This window comes from Azovibrio restrictus DSM 23866 (assembly GCF_000429665.1).
Taxonomy (GTDB): domain Bacteria; phylum Pseudomonadota; class Gammaproteobacteria; order Burkholderiales; family Rhodocyclaceae; genus Azovibrio; species Azovibrio restrictus.
Window position 1 is genome coordinate 94,147 of sequence record NZ_AUCH01000009.1, and the last position, 17,044, is coordinate 111,190.

General features: G+C 65.7%; 15 protein-coding genes and 1 riboswitch. Of the genes, 13 read left to right on the forward strand and 2 right to left on the reverse strand.

What is annotated here, in order from left to right:
- Positions 1–33 precede the first annotated feature (33 nt).
- Complete coding sequence (locus G474_RS22780) at positions 34–1,350, reverse strand: carbonic anhydrase (protein WP_245589348.1); 1,317 nt, start codon at positions 1,348–1,350, stop codon at positions 34–36.
- A gap of 126 nt (positions 1,351–1,476) precedes the next feature.
- Positions 1,477–1,578: riboswitch (TPP riboswitch) on the forward strand.
- Positions 1,579–1,651: 73 nt separating this feature from the next.
- Here G474_RS22780 and thiC point away from each other — a divergent pair.
- Positions 1,652–3,568, forward strand: coding sequence for a phosphomethylpyrimidine synthase ThiC (gene thiC, locus G474_RS0110765; protein ID WP_026686983.1), 1,917 nt, complete (start codon positions 1,652–1,654; stop codon positions 3,566–3,568).
- A 69-nt stretch (positions 3,569–3,637) separates the two neighbouring features.
- On the opposite strand, the gene G474_RS20455 is transcribed toward thiC, so the two are convergent.
- Entirely contained in the window at positions 3,638–5,917 is a 2,280-nt protein-coding gene (locus G474_RS20455) for a hypothetical protein (protein ID WP_043464049.1), read from the reverse strand.
- Between the two features lie 242 nt (positions 5,918–6,159).
- Here G474_RS20455 and G474_RS0110775 point away from each other — a divergent pair, with 242 nt between their 5' ends.
- From G474_RS0110775 to G474_RS0110830, 12 genes are all read left to right on the forward strand, one after another.
- Positions 6,160–6,864 (forward strand): NAD(P)H-dependent oxidoreductase, encoded by a 705-nt coding sequence (locus G474_RS0110775; RefSeq protein ID WP_026686984.1) that lies wholly within the window; start codon positions 6,160–6,162, stop codon positions 6,862–6,864.
- 71 nt (positions 6,865–6,935) lie between these two features.
- Positions 6,936–7,496 (forward strand): YqgE/AlgH family protein, encoded by a 561-nt coding sequence (locus G474_RS0110780; RefSeq protein ID WP_026686985.1) that lies wholly within the window; start codon positions 6,936–6,938, stop codon positions 7,494–7,496.
- A 4-nt stretch (positions 7,497–7,500) separates the two neighbouring features.
- A complete protein-coding gene (gene ruvX, locus G474_RS0110785) occupies positions 7,501–7,938 on the forward strand; it encodes a Holliday junction resolvase RuvX (protein ID WP_026686986.1) in 438 nt (145 codons plus the stop codon).
- Positions 7,910–8,422 (forward strand): bifunctional pyr operon transcriptional regulator/uracil phosphoribosyltransferase PyrR, encoded by a 513-nt coding sequence (gene pyrR / locus G474_RS0110790; protein WP_026686987.1) that lies wholly within the window; start codon positions 7,910–7,912, stop codon positions 8,420–8,422. The genes ruvX and pyrR overlap by 29 nt, the downstream gene beginning before the upstream one ends.
- On the forward strand, positions 8,415–9,374 hold the full coding sequence (locus tag G474_RS0110795) for an aspartate carbamoyltransferase catalytic subunit (protein ID WP_026686988.1): 960 nt from the start codon (positions 8,415–8,417) through the stop codon (positions 9,372–9,374). Before pyrR ends, G474_RS0110795 begins: the two co-directional genes overlap by 8 nt.
- Positions 9,375–9,376: 2 nt before the next feature.
- Complete coding sequence (locus tag G474_RS0110800; RefSeq protein ID WP_026686989.1) at positions 9,377–10,630, forward strand: dihydroorotase; 1,254 nt, start codon at positions 9,377–9,379, stop codon at positions 10,628–10,630.
- A gap of 141 nt (positions 10,631–10,771) precedes the next feature.
- On the forward strand, positions 10,772–12,154 hold the full coding sequence (locus G474_RS0110805; RefSeq protein WP_026686990.1) for a sigma-54-dependent transcriptional regulator: 1,383 nt from the start codon (positions 10,772–10,774) through the stop codon (positions 12,152–12,154).
- Positions 12,142–14,268, forward strand: a complete 2,127-nt coding sequence (locus G474_RS20460; RefSeq protein WP_051282217.1) for a cache domain-containing protein — start codon at positions 12,142–12,144, stop codon at positions 14,266–14,268. Before G474_RS0110805 ends, G474_RS20460 begins: the two co-directional genes overlap by 13 nt.
- 261 nt (positions 14,269–14,529) lie before the next feature.
- A complete protein-coding gene (locus G474_RS20465; protein ID WP_043464053.1) occupies positions 14,530–14,967 on the forward strand; it encodes a hypothetical protein in 438 nt (145 codons plus the stop codon).
- A gap of 125 nt (positions 14,968–15,092) precedes the next feature.
- Positions 15,093–15,839 (forward strand): SAM-dependent methyltransferase, encoded by a 747-nt coding sequence (locus G474_RS0110820; protein ID WP_026686991.1) that lies wholly within the window; start codon positions 15,093–15,095, stop codon positions 15,837–15,839.
- Positions 15,840–16,028: 189 nt separating this feature from the next.
- The gene (locus tag G474_RS0110825; protein WP_026686992.1) at positions 16,029–16,496 is read left to right on the forward strand and encodes a hypothetical protein; all 468 of its coding nucleotides are present in this window, start codon (positions 16,029–16,031) and stop codon (positions 16,494–16,496) included.
- A 130-nt stretch (positions 16,497–16,626) separates the two neighbouring features.
- Positions 16,627–17,034: a PilZ domain-containing protein gene (locus tag G474_RS0110830; protein ID WP_026686993.1), complete on the forward strand. Its 408-nt coding sequence runs from the start codon at positions 16,627–16,629 to the stop codon at positions 17,032–17,034.
- The last annotated feature ends 10 nt before the right edge of the window (positions 17,035–17,044 follow it).

Here is a 17,044-nt window from a genome sequence, read left to right on the forward strand (position 1 = left end):
AGTCAGTAATTCTGCCCCGGCCGGCAGGCCCGGTCAATCGTTCGGGCGGGAAGACTTGATCAGCCGCCCCTGGAGCGGCTGCAGGGGCCGGGCATTATGGGGATGGAGACGGGCCAGGATGGCGTCCTGATCCGGGGAAATCTGCAAGGCTTGCTGCAGTACCACCCAGATCACCCCTTCACTGCAGGGCGGCGTGGTCAGGGACCCCATGTAGGTGTGATAGCCCCGCTGCTCCGGCAGCAACTGGTTCAGGTCTATGGTGGCAGCAGGAGGCGTCACCTCCAGGCCCGGCTCCAGGGGCAGGTAGTTCCACAGGGTCTGGATCAGCGGATGGGGCTGCCCCAATTCCAGCAGCACCGCCACCACCAGGCGCTCGCCGTCGAAGGCCTGGTGCTCCAGATGCACGCCCACATCAAAACTGCGCCCGTTGATGCGCTCCTCGGCCGGCCGGTGGAAGACGATGCGCTCCAGCTCGTAGTTCTTGCCCAGCAGGCTGAGCCGGTTACCGTCCACCCGGACCTGGATGCCATGCCCGGTGTCACTGATGGCGAAATGGGAGGGGCGATAGTCGAAGGCTATGGGTTCCAGATCCACCCCTATGCCGTCGCGGATGTCGATGGGGGACTGGCGCGTTCCCTCGCTGCACAGGGAGTAGCCGGGCTGCACCCGGGCCCAGTGTTCGGGACCGCCCGGCCCCGAGTAGGCCCAGCTGGCGGGCCGGGGCGGCTCGGGCATGACCTCCAGGGCCGGCTTGGCCTTGCTGCGCGGGGAAGAACCCCTGGCATAGACGGTCTTGGTACTCCCGCTCACGGGCTTGCCCGTGACCGTCTTGATGGCCTCCAACTGCTTGCGGATCATGGCCTCATTGGACTGGCGCAGGGCGGCGGCCGCAGCGTTGGCCTGCTCGGCCACCTTCATCGCCTGCCCCCGGCTGCCGGGAGGACGGCAGACCTCGCGCAGCACCTTGTCGTCCAGAGTGCCGCTGCGCACGGGCATGAAGGCGGCATCCTTCATTTCCTCGTCCCGCAACACTTCCTCGCTGGCCTTGATGAAGCTGCGCCGGATGGTGGCGCCGGCCCGCTGGCTGCAGTCGTAGCGGGTGGTGGTCTGGATGAACTTGTAGCTTCCGCCGCTACGGGCATCGACGATTTCCTTGTCCAGCACCAACCGCCCGGTGGCCAGCACCTTGCCGTCCTTTTCCCGCTGGATGCTGGCCGTATCCACCTCGATGGAACGCCCCTTGTCGCTGGCAATGGGCCGCCAGATGCTGGTCGCCAGGGCCGGAGCAGCGGCCAGCAGGAGGCTGGCGGCCAGTCCCAGGACGAGGGGTGATTTGATGTTCATGGTCATGGTGCGATTCCGGAGCACGAATATTCCTTTTCGGCAGCTCGGGCAAATACTTGATGCTCCAGCCCAGACGGGGCGCCGTCCCGGGCAGGAATCATTGCGTAAACATGGCCTTTACAGTAACTTCGGCCCCCTCGTTAGGGGTGCGCCGCCGGTCAGCCGGCAGCGCTGAGACAGACCCTTCGAACCTGTACGGGTCATGCCGGCGTAGGGAAACGAATCGGGGTGCCCGAACTTTCCTCCTTCCCTGCGCGTCTGAAACAGTTTTCAGCCCGTCCCCGCCCGCTTTGCCGCAAGGAAGACCATGAACGCCAACGACCAATTCATCGCCGCCGCCGCTCAGGTGGACAGCGCCGCCGTCCAGCCCCTGCCCAACTCCCGCAAGATCTACGTGCAGGGCTCCCGGCCGGACATCCAGGTCCCCATGCGGGAAATTTCCCAGGACGACACCCCCACCGGCTTCGGCGGCGAGAAGAACCCGCCCATCTACGTCTACGACTGTTCCGGCCCCTATACCGACCCCAACGCCAAAATCGACATCCGTTCCGGCCTGCCGGCCCTGCGCCAGCAGTGGATCGAGGAGCGGGGCGACACCGAGGTGCTGCCCGACCTGACCAGCGAATACGGCCGCATCCGCGCCGCCGACCCGGCCCTGGACGAACTGCGCTTCCCCGGTCTGCATCGCAAGCCCCGCCGCGCCAAGGCCGGCGCCAATGTGAGCCAGATGCACTACGCCCGCAAAGGCATCATCACCCCGGAAATGGAATACGTGGCCATCCGGGAAAACCTGAACCGCCAGCAGTACCTGGAAAACCTGAAGAACTCCGGCCCCCAGGGCGAGAAGATGGTCAAGCTGCTAACCCGCCAGCACAAGGGCCAGGATTTCGGCGCCGCCATTCCCCAGGAGATCACCCCGGAATTCGTGCGTTCCGAAGTGGCCCGGGGCCGCGCCATCATCCCCAACAACATCAACCACCCGGAAAGCGAGCCCATGATCATCGGCCGCAACTTCCTGGTGAAGATCAACGCCAATATCGGCAACTCCGCCCTGGGTTCTTCCATCAGCGAGGAAGTGGACAAGATGACCTGGTCCACCCGCTGGGGCGGCGACACGGTGATGGATTTGTCCACCGGCAAGAACATCCACGAAACCCGGGAATGGATCATCCGCAACAGCCCCGTGCCCATCGGCACCGTGCCCATCTACCAGGCCCTGGAGAAGGTGAATGGCAAGGCCGAGGAGCTGACCTGGGAAATCTTCCGCGACACCCTGATCGAGCAGGCCGAGCAGGGCGTGGACTACTTCACCATCCACGCCGGCGTGCTGCTGCGCTACATCCCCATGACCGCCAACCGCATGACCGGCATCGTCTCCCGCGGCGGCTCCATCATGGCCAAGTGGTGCCTGGCCCATCACAAGGAAAGCTTCCTCTACACCCATTTCGAGGACATCTGCGAAATCATGAAGGCCTACGACGTGGCCTTCAGTCTCGGTGACGGCCTGCGTCCCGGCTCCATCTATGATGCCAACGACGAGGCCCAGCTGGGCGAGCTGGAAACCCTGGGCGAACTCACCGACATCGCCTGGAAGCACGACGTGCAGACCATCATCGAAGGTCCCGGCCATGTGCCCATGCACATGATCAAGGAGAACATGGACCTGCAGCTGAAGCACTGCAAGGAAGCCCCCTTCTACACCCTGGGCCCCCTGACCACCGACATCGCCCCCGGCTACGACCACATCACCAGCGGCATCGGCGCCGCCATGATCGGCTGGTACGGCACCGCCATGCTCTGCTACGTCACGCCCAAGGAACACCTGGGCCTGCCGGACAAGAACGACGTCAAGGAAGGCATCATCACCTACAAGCTGGCCGCCCACGCCGCCGACCTGGCCAAGGGGCACCCGGGCGCCCAGATCCGCGACAACGCCCTGTCCAAGGCCCGCTACGAGTTCCGCTGGGACGACCAGTTCAACCTGGGCCTGGACCCGGACAAGGCCAAGTCCTTCCACGACGAGACCCTGCCCAAGGAATCGGCCAAGGTGGCCCACTTCTGCTCCATGTGCGGCCCCCACTTCTGCTCCATGAAAATCACCCAGGACGTGCGCGACTTCGCCGCCCAGCAGGGCATCGGCGAAGCCGAGGCCCTGGAGAAGGGCATGGAGGTGAAGGCAGTGGAATTCGTGCAGAGCGGGGCGGAGATTTACCGCAAGATTTGATCTCCCCGGCAATGGCATTCCGGACAGGCGGCCATCCCGGCCGCCTGTCCGCTTCAGGCATCCAAGCCCTCAGCGCAGGGAAACTCCCGGGGCAGGAAAATCAATTTTCCTCAGTACCTCCAGTCCTTTGGGAACCCCCGGATTCTGGGGAGTGCGGAACTCCCAGACGGAACCATCTCGTTTGACGGCAACCGCGTAGGCGTCGTAGCCGCTGCCGACCGGGAACAGCTGCGTGAAACCCTTGCCCAGATCAGCAGGAGCCTGGGTAAAGATTTCATTGCGGCTCCACCCACTGGAATGCAGCCAGTTTCCCCAACCCACCAGCTGCCCATCCTGCTTCAGGGCCAGAACGATGACATCATCAGGAGGGCGAGGAAAGTCTCCCGCATATCCCACGGCCACTGCTTCCTTGTAACCACAACCCAGCGGCTCCATCCGGGTCCGCCTGCCCCGCTGGTAGCTTGCCCAGAGGCTGCCGTCTTCCTTGACTCCGACGGCGTACATGTCTGCGGCCCAGTGGATGGAAATGTAGCCCGACCCGATGTTCTTCGGGCCCCGCTCCTGGCCACTCTCCGCATAGTCCACGGCTTTCAGGGACTCTCCCCAGGCCCATAAGGAACCATCGGCCCGGAAAGCCATGTCCACGTTCTGACCGGTCAAACGGGAAAACCCGCCTCCCATGCGCAACCAATGCTCTGAATCGGGAGCCGGCACATCCTCCCGCGCGCCCCCCCAGACCCAGAGGCTGCCGTCCCGCTTCAGCATCTGCAACTCCTGATGCGTTCCGCGCCCGATCTCGACAACACCGGTCGCCACCGTGAAGGGAGAGACCGGCGTCCGCACACTCCAGAACCCCAGTGTTCCGTCACGCCCCACGGACCATAGTTCCCCGTCCCGGTCCGCCAACGCCCGGGATTGATGGAGCGAGAGGTTGAGCCGCACCGGTTTCTGGCCATCGGAACAAGCTCCGCCAACCCAACTCACCAGAGTCCCATCCTTGAGCACTCCGACTACACCAGAAAACCTGGCGGCATCCATCCTGGCAACCTGGGCGCCGATGATGATGGGCGGCGGCTTGTTGCGCCAACTGGCATCCCAGCACCACAGAGCGCCACTGCTATCCAGAAGCAGGGTTTCATCGTTGAACCTTCGCACATCAATGACCTTCGCCTTTCCTGCCGGAGGATTCCCGGCAACGGAATCCTGCTTGCAGGAAAACTCCTGAGAGCCAGGTTCCAGAACATCTCCTTCGCCTAACAGCAGGCTCCGGCCATAGTCATTGAGCAAGGGGCGCAGTTCTTCCAGGGAGTAGCTCTGGACAAACGGGCGCCCGGATTTCCCCTCACGACTGTCGCGACAGCTCCAGATTGTCCAGAAACGCCAGCGCCCATCGGCGTCCGGCTCCATGCCCCAGTAGCGACTCCAGTCCCTTTCGGCATCCGCCCTGGCGCAATGCATGAGGAAATCCCCGTCCAGACTCGACGAAGGCTTGCAATGGACCCCGTTGCGCTTGCAATCCGGACTGACTTCCAGCTGCTCCTGCCGGACGATGTTCCAGCCTCGTTGCAACTTCGCCGAGCGGAAGCGTTTTGCCATGGTTTTCGCTCCTGCGGGAGTCAGCAGATCAGCTGCCTCAACCCTGCGCCCGTTCCACAGGTCGAAAACTTCCTTGCTTTCTCCCGAACTACAGGAAGAACCGCAGCCGGCTGAATAAACGTTCAGCACCAGGATCCGGCCATTGTTGATCATGGTGGAGAAACGGATTTCATCCGGCGAGCTGCGCTCACGGCTCCGGTACTCCTCCAGCAAACCTGGCAGCCCATCATCCAGATGCTTGGGTGCCGCCACATCAAAAAAGCCACCGAATATCTGATCATTGATCAGACGTCCCACTTTGGGTGGATCGGTTTCCACAAAGGGAATGGAAAAATCTGGATAGTTTCTCGCCCCCTTGGGCTGGGCCATGCCAAGCTCCAGGGCTCTGACCACGGTGGATTCCGGCCTGGGATAATTTGGAGAACACTGGGATACCAGCCCCAGGAGGAAGGCATTGCGTTCCCGGTAAGCATCAGCCGCCAGACTTGCCTCCGGAGCCCCCTTGCCGGGAATTTTCCTCAGCCCGGCAACCCATTTCCTTTGCGTCGCCCGGACATCCAGCCCCTCAAAAAGCGAGGGGCAACGGGTCTCCAGGTAATCGTAGGAAAACCCCAGTTCATCATCAGCACGCGATAAATCCGGATTTCCGCAGATCAATTTCTCCACCGGCAGCCGTGCCCGGGCGCAATCGAAACTGGCTGCATGCCCCAGGGATGCGCCCAGGAGCATCAAGAAAACCAGTACACCCTTCATCGACCACCTCCACAAGACGAGAAAAACCCAACAGCAGGAACCCCATGCTGACAGATTCACACGGAATATTCATGCCACAAACCGGAAAACATCCTCCCGCCCGTGAGCAGAAGCTCACATCCACTTTCGTGAGTAAGCTCCGCTAGGGATGCCCCCTTCCAGGCACCCCCTTTGTCGTCACCGTTCTTCGTTGATATCAGGAATGGCCTACCATGCTCCCTTTCCCACCTCACTCCCCACCCATGAAATGCCTGATTGTCCATGCCCATCCGGAACCCCGTTCCTTCAGCTCGGCCCTCAAGGAAGCCGCCCGGGAAACCCTGAGCCTCCAGGGACATGAAGTGCAGCTTTCCGACCTCTACGCCATGGGCTTCAACCCGGTGGCCTCGGCTGACGATTTCCTGGAACCGGCCAATCCGGATTATTGCGTCTATGCCCTGGAACAGCGGCATGCGGTCCAGCATCACAGCCTGAGCCCGGACATCCAGGCCGAACTGGACAAACTCCTGTGGTGCGACCTGCTGATCCTCAACTTTCCCCTGTACTGGTGCTCCACCCCGGCCATCATGAAGGGCTGGATCGACCGGGTGTTCGTCTCCGGCCTGGTCTATGGGGGCAAGCGCTTCTACAACCGGGGCGGCCTCGCGGGCCGGCGGGCCCTGGTCAGCGTCACCCTGGGCGGCCAGGTGCACATGTTCCAGCCCGAGGGAATACACGGCCCCTTGCCCGAACTGCTGAAGCCCCTGCTGCAGGGCACCCTGGCCTACGCCGGCTTCCAGGTACTGCCGCCCTTCATCGGCTGGCACATCCCCTACCTCACCGATCCGGAACGGAGCCAGATTCTCGAACAATGGCAACAGCGCCTGAGGCACCTGGAACAGGACGTTCCCCTGCCCATGCCCAGCCTCCAGAACTTTGACGAGCAACTGCGCCCCCGCAAGACCTGAACCCCGCCCACGCGAGCCAGAAACCGCACTTTCTGCGCCACCCCGGCAGAAGCAGGCTAAAATCCGGCCCCATGGAAAGCGTCAATCTCACCCACCATTTCCTCATCGCCATGCCGGCCATGGTGGATCCCTACTTCAACCGGACCCTGGTCTACGTCTGCGAGCACAACGAGCAGGGGGCCCTGGGGGTGATCGTCAACCGGCCCATAGACCTGACCCTGGCGGGCCTATTCGAGAAGGTGGAGCTGGAACTCAAGGTCGAGGAGCTGGCCCGGCTGCCCGTGTATTTCGGCGGCCCGGTGCAGACCGACCGGGGCTTCGTGCTGCACCGGCCCCGGGGCAGCTGGCAATCCACCCTGCGGGTGAGCGAGGAAATCGGTCTCACCAGCTCCAAGGACATCCTCACCGCCATCGGCGCAAGCGGCGAACCCCGGGACATCATCATGACCCTGGGCTATGCCGGCTGGGGCGCCGGACAGCTGGAAAACGAGCTGTCCCAGAATTCCTGGCTGACCGTGCCCGCCGACGCCCAGATCCTGTTTGCCATGCCCCCCGAGGAACGTCTGCCGGCGGCCATGCAGAAGCTGGGCATCAGCTTCTCCCAGCTTTCCGACGTGGCGGGACACGCCTGAGCGGATGGGCACTGTCCTCGCCTTCGATTACGGAGAAAAGCGCATCGGCGTGGCCGTGGGCGAAACCGCCCTGGGCCAGGCCCATCCCCTGGAAGTGATCAAGGCCGGCAGCGAAGCCGAGCGCCTGGCCGCCATCACCCGGCTGGTGAAGGAGTGGCAGCCGGAGCTGCTGGTGGTGGGCCGCCCCACCCACGCGGACGGCACCCCCCACGAGATGACCCTCCGGGCCCACGCGTTTTCCCTGCTGCTGGGAGGCCATTTCGGCCTGCCGGTCCAGGAAGCCGACGAGCGGCTCACCTCCCGGGACGCGGAAACCCGCCTGCGGGAAACAGGCCGCAACGCCAAGAACATGAAGCCCCTGCTCGATGCAGTGGCTGCCCAACTGATCCTGCAAACCTGGTTCGATTTCCCCCATGACCCTACCCCCCTTCCCCCTGCCTGACGCCGAAGCCCAATGCCGGGCCCTGGCCGACCTGATCCGGCCCCGGCTGACGCCGGACACCGCCCTGGTGGGCATCTACAGCGGCGGCGCCTGGATTGCCGAGCGCCTGTCGCAGCTGTTGCAACTGCCGGAAGAAGCCGGCCTGATCGACATCTCCTTCTACCGGGACGATTTCGCCGAGAAGGGCCTGCATCCCCAGGTGCGCCCCACCCAGATTCCCTTCGATGTGAACGGCCGGCGCCTGATCCTGGTGGATGACGTGCTGTACACGGGCCGCACCACCCGGGCCGCCCTGAACGAACTGTTCGACTATGGCCGCCCCGCCGCCGTGGAGCTGGCAGTGCTGGCCGACCGGGGCGAACGGGAACTGCCCGTGGCCCCCACCTACTGCGTCTGGAACCTGGAACTACCGCGCCAGACCTGCCTGACCCTGGGCCGTGACGAAACCGGCCTGCTCTCCTGGAGGGTTGAAGACCATGCATAACCCGCAGCTCAACAGCAACGGCGAACTGATCCACCTGCTCTCCATCGAGGGCCTGCCCCGGGGCATCCTCACCCACATCCTGGACACGGCCGCCTCCTTCCTGGGGATCACCGACCGGGAAGTGAAGAAGGTGCCCCTGCTGCGCGGCAAGAGCGTCTTCAACCTGTTCTTCGAGAACTCCACCCGCACCCGCACCACCTTCGAGATCGCCGCCAAGCGGCTCTCCGCCGACGTGCTCAACCTGGACATCACCCGCTCCTCCACGGCCAAGGGGGAGACGCTGCTGGACACCATAGACAACCTCTGTTCCATGCACGCCGACATGTTCGTGGTGCGGCACGCCTCCAGCGGTGCCCCCTACCTGATTGCCGACCACCTGAAGCGGGTGGGCCGGGACGACATCCACGTGGTCAATGCCGGTGACGGGCGCCACGCCCACCCCACCCAGGGCCTGCTGGACATGTACACCATCCGCCACTTCAAGAAGAACTTCGAGAACCTGCGGGTGGCCATCGTCGGCGACATCCTGCATTCCCGGGTGGCCCGCTCCGACATCCACGCCCTGACCACTCTGGGAGTGCCGGAAGTCCGCGCCATCGGCCCCCAGACCCTGCTGCCCACCGACCTGGGGCGCATGGGGGTGCAGGTCTACCACGACATGAACGAAGGTCTCCGGGACTGCGACGTGGTGATCATGCTGCGCCTCCAGAATGAACGCATGAACGGCGCCCTGCTGCCCTCGGCTGGCGAGTACTTCAAGCACTACGGCCTGACCCCGGCCAAGCTGGCCCTGGCCAAGCCCGACGCCATCGTCATGCACCCGGGCCCCATGAACCGGGGGGTGGAAATCGACTCCGCCGTGGCTGACGGGCCCCAGGCCGTCATCCTCGACCAGGTCACCTTCGGCATCGCCGTGCGCATGGCGGTCATGAGCATACTGGCAGGGAATTAAAGATGAAGATTGCAATCACCAACGGTCGCCTGGTGGACCCCAAGCACCAGATCGATGCCCGCCAGGACCTGTACCTGGCCGACGGGCGGGTGGCCGGCGTCGGCCAGGCTCCCGCGGGCTTTCAGGCCGAGCGGGAAATCGACGCCCGGGGCCTGGTGGTCTGCCCCGGCCTGATCGACCTTTCGGCCCGCCCGGGCAAGCTGGAAACCGAACTCAAGGCCGCCGTGGCCGGCGGCGTCACCACCCTGGTCTGCCCCCCCGACCTGGACCCGGTGCTGGACGAGCCCGAGCTGGCCGAGCGCCTGGTGCGCCAGGCGGCGGACCTGGGGCTGGCCCGGCTGCTGCCCCTGGGCGCCCTGACCCAGAACCTGGAAGGAGAGCGTCTGGCGGAAATGGCCGGCCTGCGCCAGGCCGGCTGCATCGCCTTCTCCCAGGGCAAGCGCCCGGTGCTGGACACCCAGGCCCTGCTGCGCGCCTTCGAATACGCCGCCACCTTCGGCTACGCCATCTGGCTGCAGCCCCAGGACTACTACCTGTCCCGCAACGGCTTCGCCCACGACGGTGAAGTGGGCAGCCGCCTGGGCCTCACCGGCATTCCCGTCAGCGCCGAGACCGTGGCCATCGCCACCTACCTGACCCTGGCCGCCGACACCGGGGTGCGCCTGCATCTGCGCCGCCTCTCCTCCGCTGCCGGCATGGCCATGGTGGCCAAGGCCCGGGCCGAAGGCGTGGCCGTCACCTGCGACGTGGGGGTGCACCACCTGCACCTGTCCGAGCACGACATCGGCTTCTTCGACACCCACGCCCGCTTCGACCCGCCCCTGCGCAGCCTGCGCGACCGGGACGGACTCTGCGCCGGGGTGGCCGCCGGCACCGCCGCCCTCTGTTCCGACCACACTCCCCTGGACCAGGACGACAAGCTGGTGCCCTTCGGTGAAGCCAAACCCGGCGCCACGGGCCTGGAACTGCTGCTGCCCCTGACCCTGAAATGGGCTGCCGCCGCCAAGCTGCCCCTGAACGCCGCCCTGGCCCCGGTCACCAGCGCCCCCGCCGCCATCCTGGGGCGGGACGACCTGGGCCACCTGGGCCTGGGAGCCCAGGCCGACATCTGCCTGTTCTCCGCCGAAGAGCCCTGGCGGGTCACCCCCCACAACCTCAGGAGCGCCGGCAAGAACACCCCCTTCCTGGGCTACGAGATGGCGGGCCGCAACAAGGCCACCCTGGTGGCCGGCCAGGTGGTATTCGACGCCCTCTGAGCTCCGGGGCCTGGCGCCGCCGCGATCCGCCCGGGTCACGGCGGCCCCGGGCCTGAGCCCGCTGCCCCCGGCCCGGGGAGGCCCTCGGCCCGGGCTATAATCGGCCCGCTCCTTACCTCCCGTCCTCGCCGCACGCAGCCCATGACCCAGCCGCCCCAGCCTCCCGCTTCCTCCGCCGGCGCCGCCAGCGAAGCGCCGATCAAGCCCTCGGTCCTGGTGGTGGACGACGAGATGGGCATGCGCAATTTCCTGGCCCGCACCCCGGCCCTGCGCAGCTGGCAGGTGGAAACCGCCGAAAGCGCCGAAGCGGGGGCCGCCCGGCTGGCGGCCCAGCACTTCGACCTGATCATTCTGGACATCGCCCTGCCCGGCAAGTCGGGCCTCACCTGGCTCAAGGAGCTCAAGGCCGCCGGCTTTCCCGGCGACGTGATCCTCATCACCGCCTTCGCGGACATGGAAACCGCCATCGACGCCCTGCGCGCCGGGGCCTCGGATTTCGTCCTCAAGCCCTTCCGCATCGACCAGATCGTCAATGCCATCCAGCGCTGCTTCGAACGCACCCGCCTGTCCCGGGAAAACTTCCTGCTGCGCCGCCAGCTGGCGGCCCGGGACGGGGAGCGGGACGACATCATCGGCAGTTCCGAGCAGATGGGCCGCCTGCGCGCCCTGGTGCACCGCATCGCCCCCACCCCCTCCACGGTGCTGATCCAGGGGGAATCCGGGGTCGGCAAGGAACTGGTGGCCCGGGCCCTGCACCAGCTTTCGCCCCGGGCCGACCGGCCCTTCGTGGCGGTGAATTGCGCCGCCATTTCCGCCGAGCTGATCGAATCGGAACTGTTCGGCCACGTGAAGGGCGCCTTCACCGGCGCCAAGGATGCCCACAACGGACTGTTCTACTACGCCCACGGGGGCACCCTGTTCCTCGACGAGATCGGGGAATTCCCCCTGGGCCTGCAATCCAAGCTGCTGCGCGCCCTGGAAGAGCGGCGCATCCGCCCGGTGGGCAGCCAGCAGGAAGTGCCCGTGGATGTCCGGGTGGTGGCCGCCACCAACCGCAACCTGAAGCACGAGGTGGAACAGTGCCGCTTCCGCCAGGACCTGTTCTACCGCCTGGAGGTGGTGACCCTGACCGTGCCCCCCCTGCGGCAACGCAGCGGCGACGTGCCGGAGCTGGCGGCCCTGTTCATGGACCGGCTGTCCCTGCAGCTGGGCATTCCGCCCCTGCTGATCACCCCGGAAATCGCCCGGGCCCTGAGCAGCCATGCCTGGCCCGGCAATGTGCGGGAACTGCGCAACTTCATCGAACGCTCGCTGCTGTTCGGCGAGTTCCCCCTGGACACCCTGGATGCCGGCCCGCCCCAGGACAGCGGCCGTCAGCCCCCTTCCCTGCTCCTGGCCGAGGTGGAAAAACAGCACATCCTGGCGATCCTGGCCCAGAGCAACGGCAACAAGGTCCGGGCAGCGGAGCTGCTGGGCGTGTCGCGCAAGACCCTGGACCGGAAATGCGCTGAATGGAGCAGCTAGCCCGGCCCGGCCCCATCGGGCGGCTGCGGCAACGGCTGGCCAGCTCGGTCCGCCTCAAGCTGCTGGCCCTGGTGCTGGCCCCCCTGCTGCTCGGGGTACCCCTGCTGCTGCTGATCGTCTGGATCTGGGGCACCCATGGCTACGACCAGCTGCTGGTCAACAAGGTCAGCTCCGACCTGGTCACCGCCCGCCAGTATTTCGACCGGGTCCAGCACAGCGTGCGCATGGACCTGGAAGGCTTTGCCGGCTCCCAGCGCCTGGCCCTGGCCCTGGAACAGCCCCCGGGCCCGGCCAGCGAAACCCTGCTGCGCAGTGCAGCCCAGGCCCAGGGCCTGGACTACCTGCTGCTGCTGGACGCCCAGGGCCGGGTGCTGGCCGGCAGCGCCACCCTGCAGGGCAGCGACCGCAGCGCCCTGGCCGTGGTCCACGAAGCCCTGGCCGGGCGCAGCCTGCAGGGGCTGGAAGTGTTCTCCCCGCACCAGCTCCAGGCCCTGGACCCGACCCTCAGGGAACGAGCCCGACTGGAGCTGATGCCCACCCGGCACGCCAGCCCGACCCCCATGCAGGTGGAGGAACGAGGCCTGATGATTCAAGCCGCAGTGCCCATCCTCGACCTGGAGGGCAAGCTCCGGGGACTGCTCGAAGGCGGCGTGCTGCTGAACGGCAACCAGGGCATCGTGGACCGCATCAACACCATCGTCTACCAGGAAGCCTCGCTACCCCTGGGCAGCCAGGGCACCGCCACCCTGTTCCTGGGCGATACCCGCATCGCCACCAATGTGCGCCTGTTCGAAGGCCGGCGGGCCCTGGGCACCCGGGTCTCCCAGGCCGTGCGTCACAAGGTGCTGGAGCAGGGTCAGGTCTGGCTGGGCTCCGCCTTCGTGGTGGATGACACCTATGTGTCCGGCTACGAACCCCTGTTCAACCTGGCCGGAGAGCGGATCGGCATGCTCTACGTGGGCTTCCTCGAAGCCCCCCTGCAAACCGCCCTGCACAGCGCCCTGGCCGGGCTGTTCCTGCTGTTCCTGGTGGTTTCCGGACTGGGCACCCTGACCGCCCTGCGCTGGGCCCAAACCATCTTCCGCCCCCTGGAGCGCATGAACCGGGTCATGGCCCGCATCGAAGCCGGAGAGGAAAGCGCCCGGGTCGGCCCCACCCGGAGCCGGGACGAACTGGGCCACCTGTCCCGGGCCTTCGACCACCTGCTCGACTCCCTCGCCGCCCGGCGCACGGAAATCCAGCGCGCCGCCGACGAGCTGGACCGCAAGGTGGCCGAGCGCACCGCCGCCCTGGAAGAGGCCAACGCCACCCTGCGCCGGGCCCAGCAGCAGCTGGTGATGAACGAAAAGCTCACCGCCATCGGCGAACTCACCGCCGGGGTCGCCCATGAGATCAACAACCCGGTGGCCGTGATCCAGGGCAACCTGGACCTGCTCGAAGACATCCTGGACGAACACGCCGCCCCGGTGCAGGAAGAAATCAACATCATCCACGCCCAGACCCAGCGCATCCGGGCCATCGTCACCCGGCTGCTGCAGTTCGCCCGGCCCGGGGACTTCGCCGGCTATGCCGAAGCCACCGACGTCAACAGCGTGGTGGCCGACTGCCTGGTTCTCACCCGCCACAACCTGAACCGGGCTGACGTGCAGGTGATCACCCAGCTCGACGCCAGCACCTCCGTGGAAATGAGCCGGGGCGAACTGCAGCAGGTCCTGATCAACCTGATCATGAATGCCATGCAGGCCATGCCCGGCGGCGGCACCTTGACCGTCAGCAGCCGCGACCAGGCCAGCATCCGGGAAGACGGTGACGGTAGCGACACCGACGACGCCCCCGGCGTCATCGTCCAGGTCCGCGATACGGGCCAGGGCATCGCCCCCGGCGACATGGACCGCATCTTCGACCCCTTCTTCACCACCAAGAAACAGGAAGGCACCGGCCTGGGCCTTTCCATCAGCTACGCCATCATCCAGCGCTACGGCGGCCGCATCACCGTAGACAGCATCCCCGGCGAACACACCACCTTCACCCTCTGGCTACGCCAGCAGGCCCGCTACACCGAACAAGCCTCCGCCCCCATGTTCGCCGCCCGCTTCCTGAAGCAGGGGGAGTAACGACCGGGGCAGGGGCCGCCCGACCGCCACCACGCCCGCCAGACACCCGGCGATACAACACGTAGCGACAAAGGCCCGAACAAACAGGCCGCATCCCTCGACATGCCCCCCGCCCGGGCCCTATGCTCACGTGCTGAAAAACAAAAGCCCGCCTGTTGCTCGGAGCAGCCGCTCCGACAGAGTCATCCCCAAAAACGAGACGCCTAGTATTGGGAACGAGAGCGAGCTCCATGCAGTGCAGCCCCTCATCCCTTACCCGTCATGACCAGAATCTTCGTCTACAGCCTTCCCGAATATCTTCGCCCCTGGAAGCTTGCCACGCTGGCAGTCGGTGTCCTGCTGCTCATCCTTGGATCGTTTTATACCCCGGCGCCTGATTGGGATATTCCCATCAGCCTGATCATGGCCTTCTTCACCTACCTGACCGCCCCCTGGAGCATGCGCGTTCTTCTGGAGCGGCAATGGCGCTACTGGCCGGCCATGCTCTTCGCGACCTGGTTCTCGGTGGACGGTTGCTACGCGCTCTATTGGTACTTCAGGGAGCCTGCGGTGCTTGCCCTCATGCGGGATGTGAATTTCCCTGCCTCCCTGTCCCTCTACGGCATGTGTGGCGTGATCTGGCTGTATCGCGGCAGCTTGCAGGACTTTCACGCCGAGCTGCGCAGCCAGCTCAAGCCGAAACCTTCGGAGAAGCGATGAAACCGGGAAGCCAACTGGATGGCCGGGACGCTCCCCGCCGCCACTCCCGCCATCAGGGAACCGCTCCGGAGCAGCGCAAGCAGCCGGTTCGCCCCCCCTCATTCAAACAAACAGGAGACTCCCCCATGGACATCCCGCGCATCTTCAACATCACCGAAAGCGCCCACCGCATCCACAACCCCATCACCCCCGACAAGCTCGCCAGCCTCGGCGCGGCGCTGCGCCTGGAAGCCGGGACACAGGTACTGGATCTAGGCAGCGGCTCCGGGGAAATGCTGTGCACCTGGGCCCGGGATCACGGCATCGTCGGCACCGGCGTAGACATGAGCCAGCTATTTACCGAGCAGGCCAGACAGCGGGCCGAAGCCCTCGGCGTGGCCGACCGGGTCAGCTTCATCCACGGCGACGCTGCAGGCCATGTGGCCCATGAGCCGGTGGATGTGGCCGCCTGCGTCGGCGCCACCTGGATCGGCGGCGGTGTGGCCGGGACCCTGGCGCTGCTGGCCCGCAGCCTGCGCCCCGGGGGCATGATCCTGATCGGCGAACCCTTCTGGCGCCAGCTGCCGCCGACGGAAGCCGCGGCCCAGGGCTGCCTGGCCCATGGAATCTCCGACTTCCAGCTCCTGCCGCAGCTGCTCGCCTCCTTCGGCAACCTGGGTTACGACGTGGTGGAGATGATGCTGGCCGACCAGGACGGCTGGGACCGCTATGAGGCCGCCAAGTGGCTCACCATGCGCCACTGGCTGGCCGCCAACCCCGACGACGAGCTGGTCCCGGTAGTGCGCGCCCAGCTGCACAACGAACCCGTGCGCTACGCCACCTACACCCGGGAATACCTGGGCTGGGGCGTGTTCGCCTTGATGCAGCGCTGAGACGCAGCACCTTCTTCGCAAGTTACCTACGGGCGCTCCAGAATAACCGGGTCCATCTCAGAAAGAAGTCCTGGCTTTTATCCCATCGACGCTGACGTAAGCCTGAGCTGGCCTTGCACCATGGCCCCTGACAGCCCATACCGATTTCCGGCAAACTAGCAAAATGCCACCTGCCACGACAGCTCCCCGATGACCTTCGCCTTTCCGGACAATCCCGCCGCCGGTCCCTGGTTGCTGGCGCTGGCCGGGGCCATCTTCGTCACCCTGGTGGTCTGCGTGCCCCTGGGCATCCGGCTGTCGCGCCGGTTTGCGGCGACCATCGCGGCGGCCCTGCCGCCGGATTTCGACAGCTACCAGGCCATGCCCTGGCGCTTGTACCGGCTGGAGCACGGCATGGCCCTGATCGCCATCGGGGCGGCCCTGGTGCTGTGCCTCTGCATTCTCCTGTCGTCCCTGGCCGGGGTGTCCAACGGGCCGTTCTTCTACGGGGCCCTGCTGCTGGTGCCCCTGCCAGGCATTTCGGTGCTGCTGCAGCTGAGCCGCAAGCAGTGCCGGCTGTGCGGCAGGCCTCTGGCGGTGTACTTCCGGGAAGAACCGGAGCGGGAAACAGCAGAGCGGGTGCATTTCTGCAGCCACTGCCGGATACGGGTACCCTAGGCCGGACGGGACACGCAGACAGATTTCCCCCCCGTCATCGGCGCTTGATGTGATAATCGTTGTCGATTAAACAAAAGCGTCAGCCCATCCCGAGCCCTTTCCGCCGGGAGTCCGACTGAGCCGGCTGAAAATGAAAGATCGGCGCCAACATCCCCGTTATCCCGCCCGCTGGCGGGTCATCATCCACTGCCACTGCCATCGGGACATGCAGCAGAAAGCCTTTGACGGGCTGACTTCGGACATTTCCCTGGGCGGCATGTGCATCCACTCCTCCCACAACCTGTGCACTTCCCGGGAAATGGATCTGACCCTCCTGGTGCCGCCTCTGCAGGTGGGCGGCAAGCACCATCAGCTGAAGATTCGGGCCAGGGCCAACCATACGGTGCTGGTGGGGGAGGCGGACGTATTCCGCACCGGCATCCAGTTCGTGGGCATCAGCGAGCCGGACCGGGAGTGCCTGAAACACCACCTGGAAACCCGCTTCGGCTTTTACCCCATCGGCGGCCTGCCTCAGGCCGAAACCGCTGCCGCCCCCTGAAAGCCCTGTT

Bases quoted from the DNA above. Each gene is read 5' to 3' on its own strand.
- G474_RS0110830 (WP_026686993.1), top strand. From the start codon at position 16,627: ATGAAAGATCGGCGCCAACATCCCCGTTATCCCGCCCGCTGGCGGGTC.
- G474_RS0110825 (WP_026686992.1), top strand. From the start codon at position 16,029: ATGACCTTCGCCTTTCCGGACAATCCCGCCGCCGGTCCCTGGTTGCTG.
- G474_RS0110805 (WP_026686990.1), top strand. From the start codon at position 10,772: ATGACCCAGCCGCCCCAGCCTCCCGCTTCCTCCGCCGGCGCCGCCAGC.
- G474_RS0110800 (WP_026686989.1), top strand. From the start codon at position 9,377: ATGAAGATTGCAATCACCAACGGTCGCCTGGTGGACCCCAAGCACCAG.
- G474_RS0110820 (WP_026686991.1), top strand. From the start codon at position 15,093: ATGGACATCCCGCGCATCTTCAACATCACCGAAAGCGCCCACCGCATC.
- thiC (WP_026686983.1), top strand. From the start codon at position 1,652: ATGAACGCCAACGACCAATTCATCGCCGCCGCCGCTCAGGTGGACAGC.
- G474_RS20455 (WP_043464049.1), bottom strand. From the start codon at position 5,917: ATGAAGGGTGTACTGGTTTTCTTGATGCTCCTGGGCGCATCCCTGGGG.
- G474_RS20465 (WP_043464053.1), top strand. From the start codon at position 14,530: ATGACCAGAATCTTCGTCTACAGCCTTCCCGAATATCTTCGCCCCTGG.
- pyrR (WP_026686987.1), top strand. From the start codon at position 7,910: ATGACCCTACCCCCCTTCCCCCTGCCTGACGCCGAAGCCCAATGCCGG.
- G474_RS20460 (WP_051282217.1), top strand. From the start codon at position 12,142: ATGGAGCAGCTAGCCCGGCCCGGCCCCATCGGGCGGCTGCGGCAACGG.
- ruvX (WP_026686986.1), top strand. From the start codon at position 7,501: ATGGGCACTGTCCTCGCCTTCGATTACGGAGAAAAGCGCATCGGCGTG.
- G474_RS0110775 (WP_026686984.1), top strand. From the start codon at position 6,160: ATGAAATGCCTGATTGTCCATGCCCATCCGGAACCCCGTTCCTTCAGC.
- G474_RS0110795 (WP_026686988.1), top strand. From the start codon at position 8,415: ATGCATAACCCGCAGCTCAACAGCAACGGCGAACTGATCCACCTGCTC.
- G474_RS22780 (WP_245589348.1), bottom strand. From the start codon at position 1,350: ATGACCATGAACATCAAATCACCCCTCGTCCTGGGACTGGCCGCCAGC.
- G474_RS0110780 (WP_026686985.1), top strand. From the start codon at position 6,936: ATGGAAAGCGTCAATCTCACCCACCATTTCCTCATCGCCATGCCGGCC.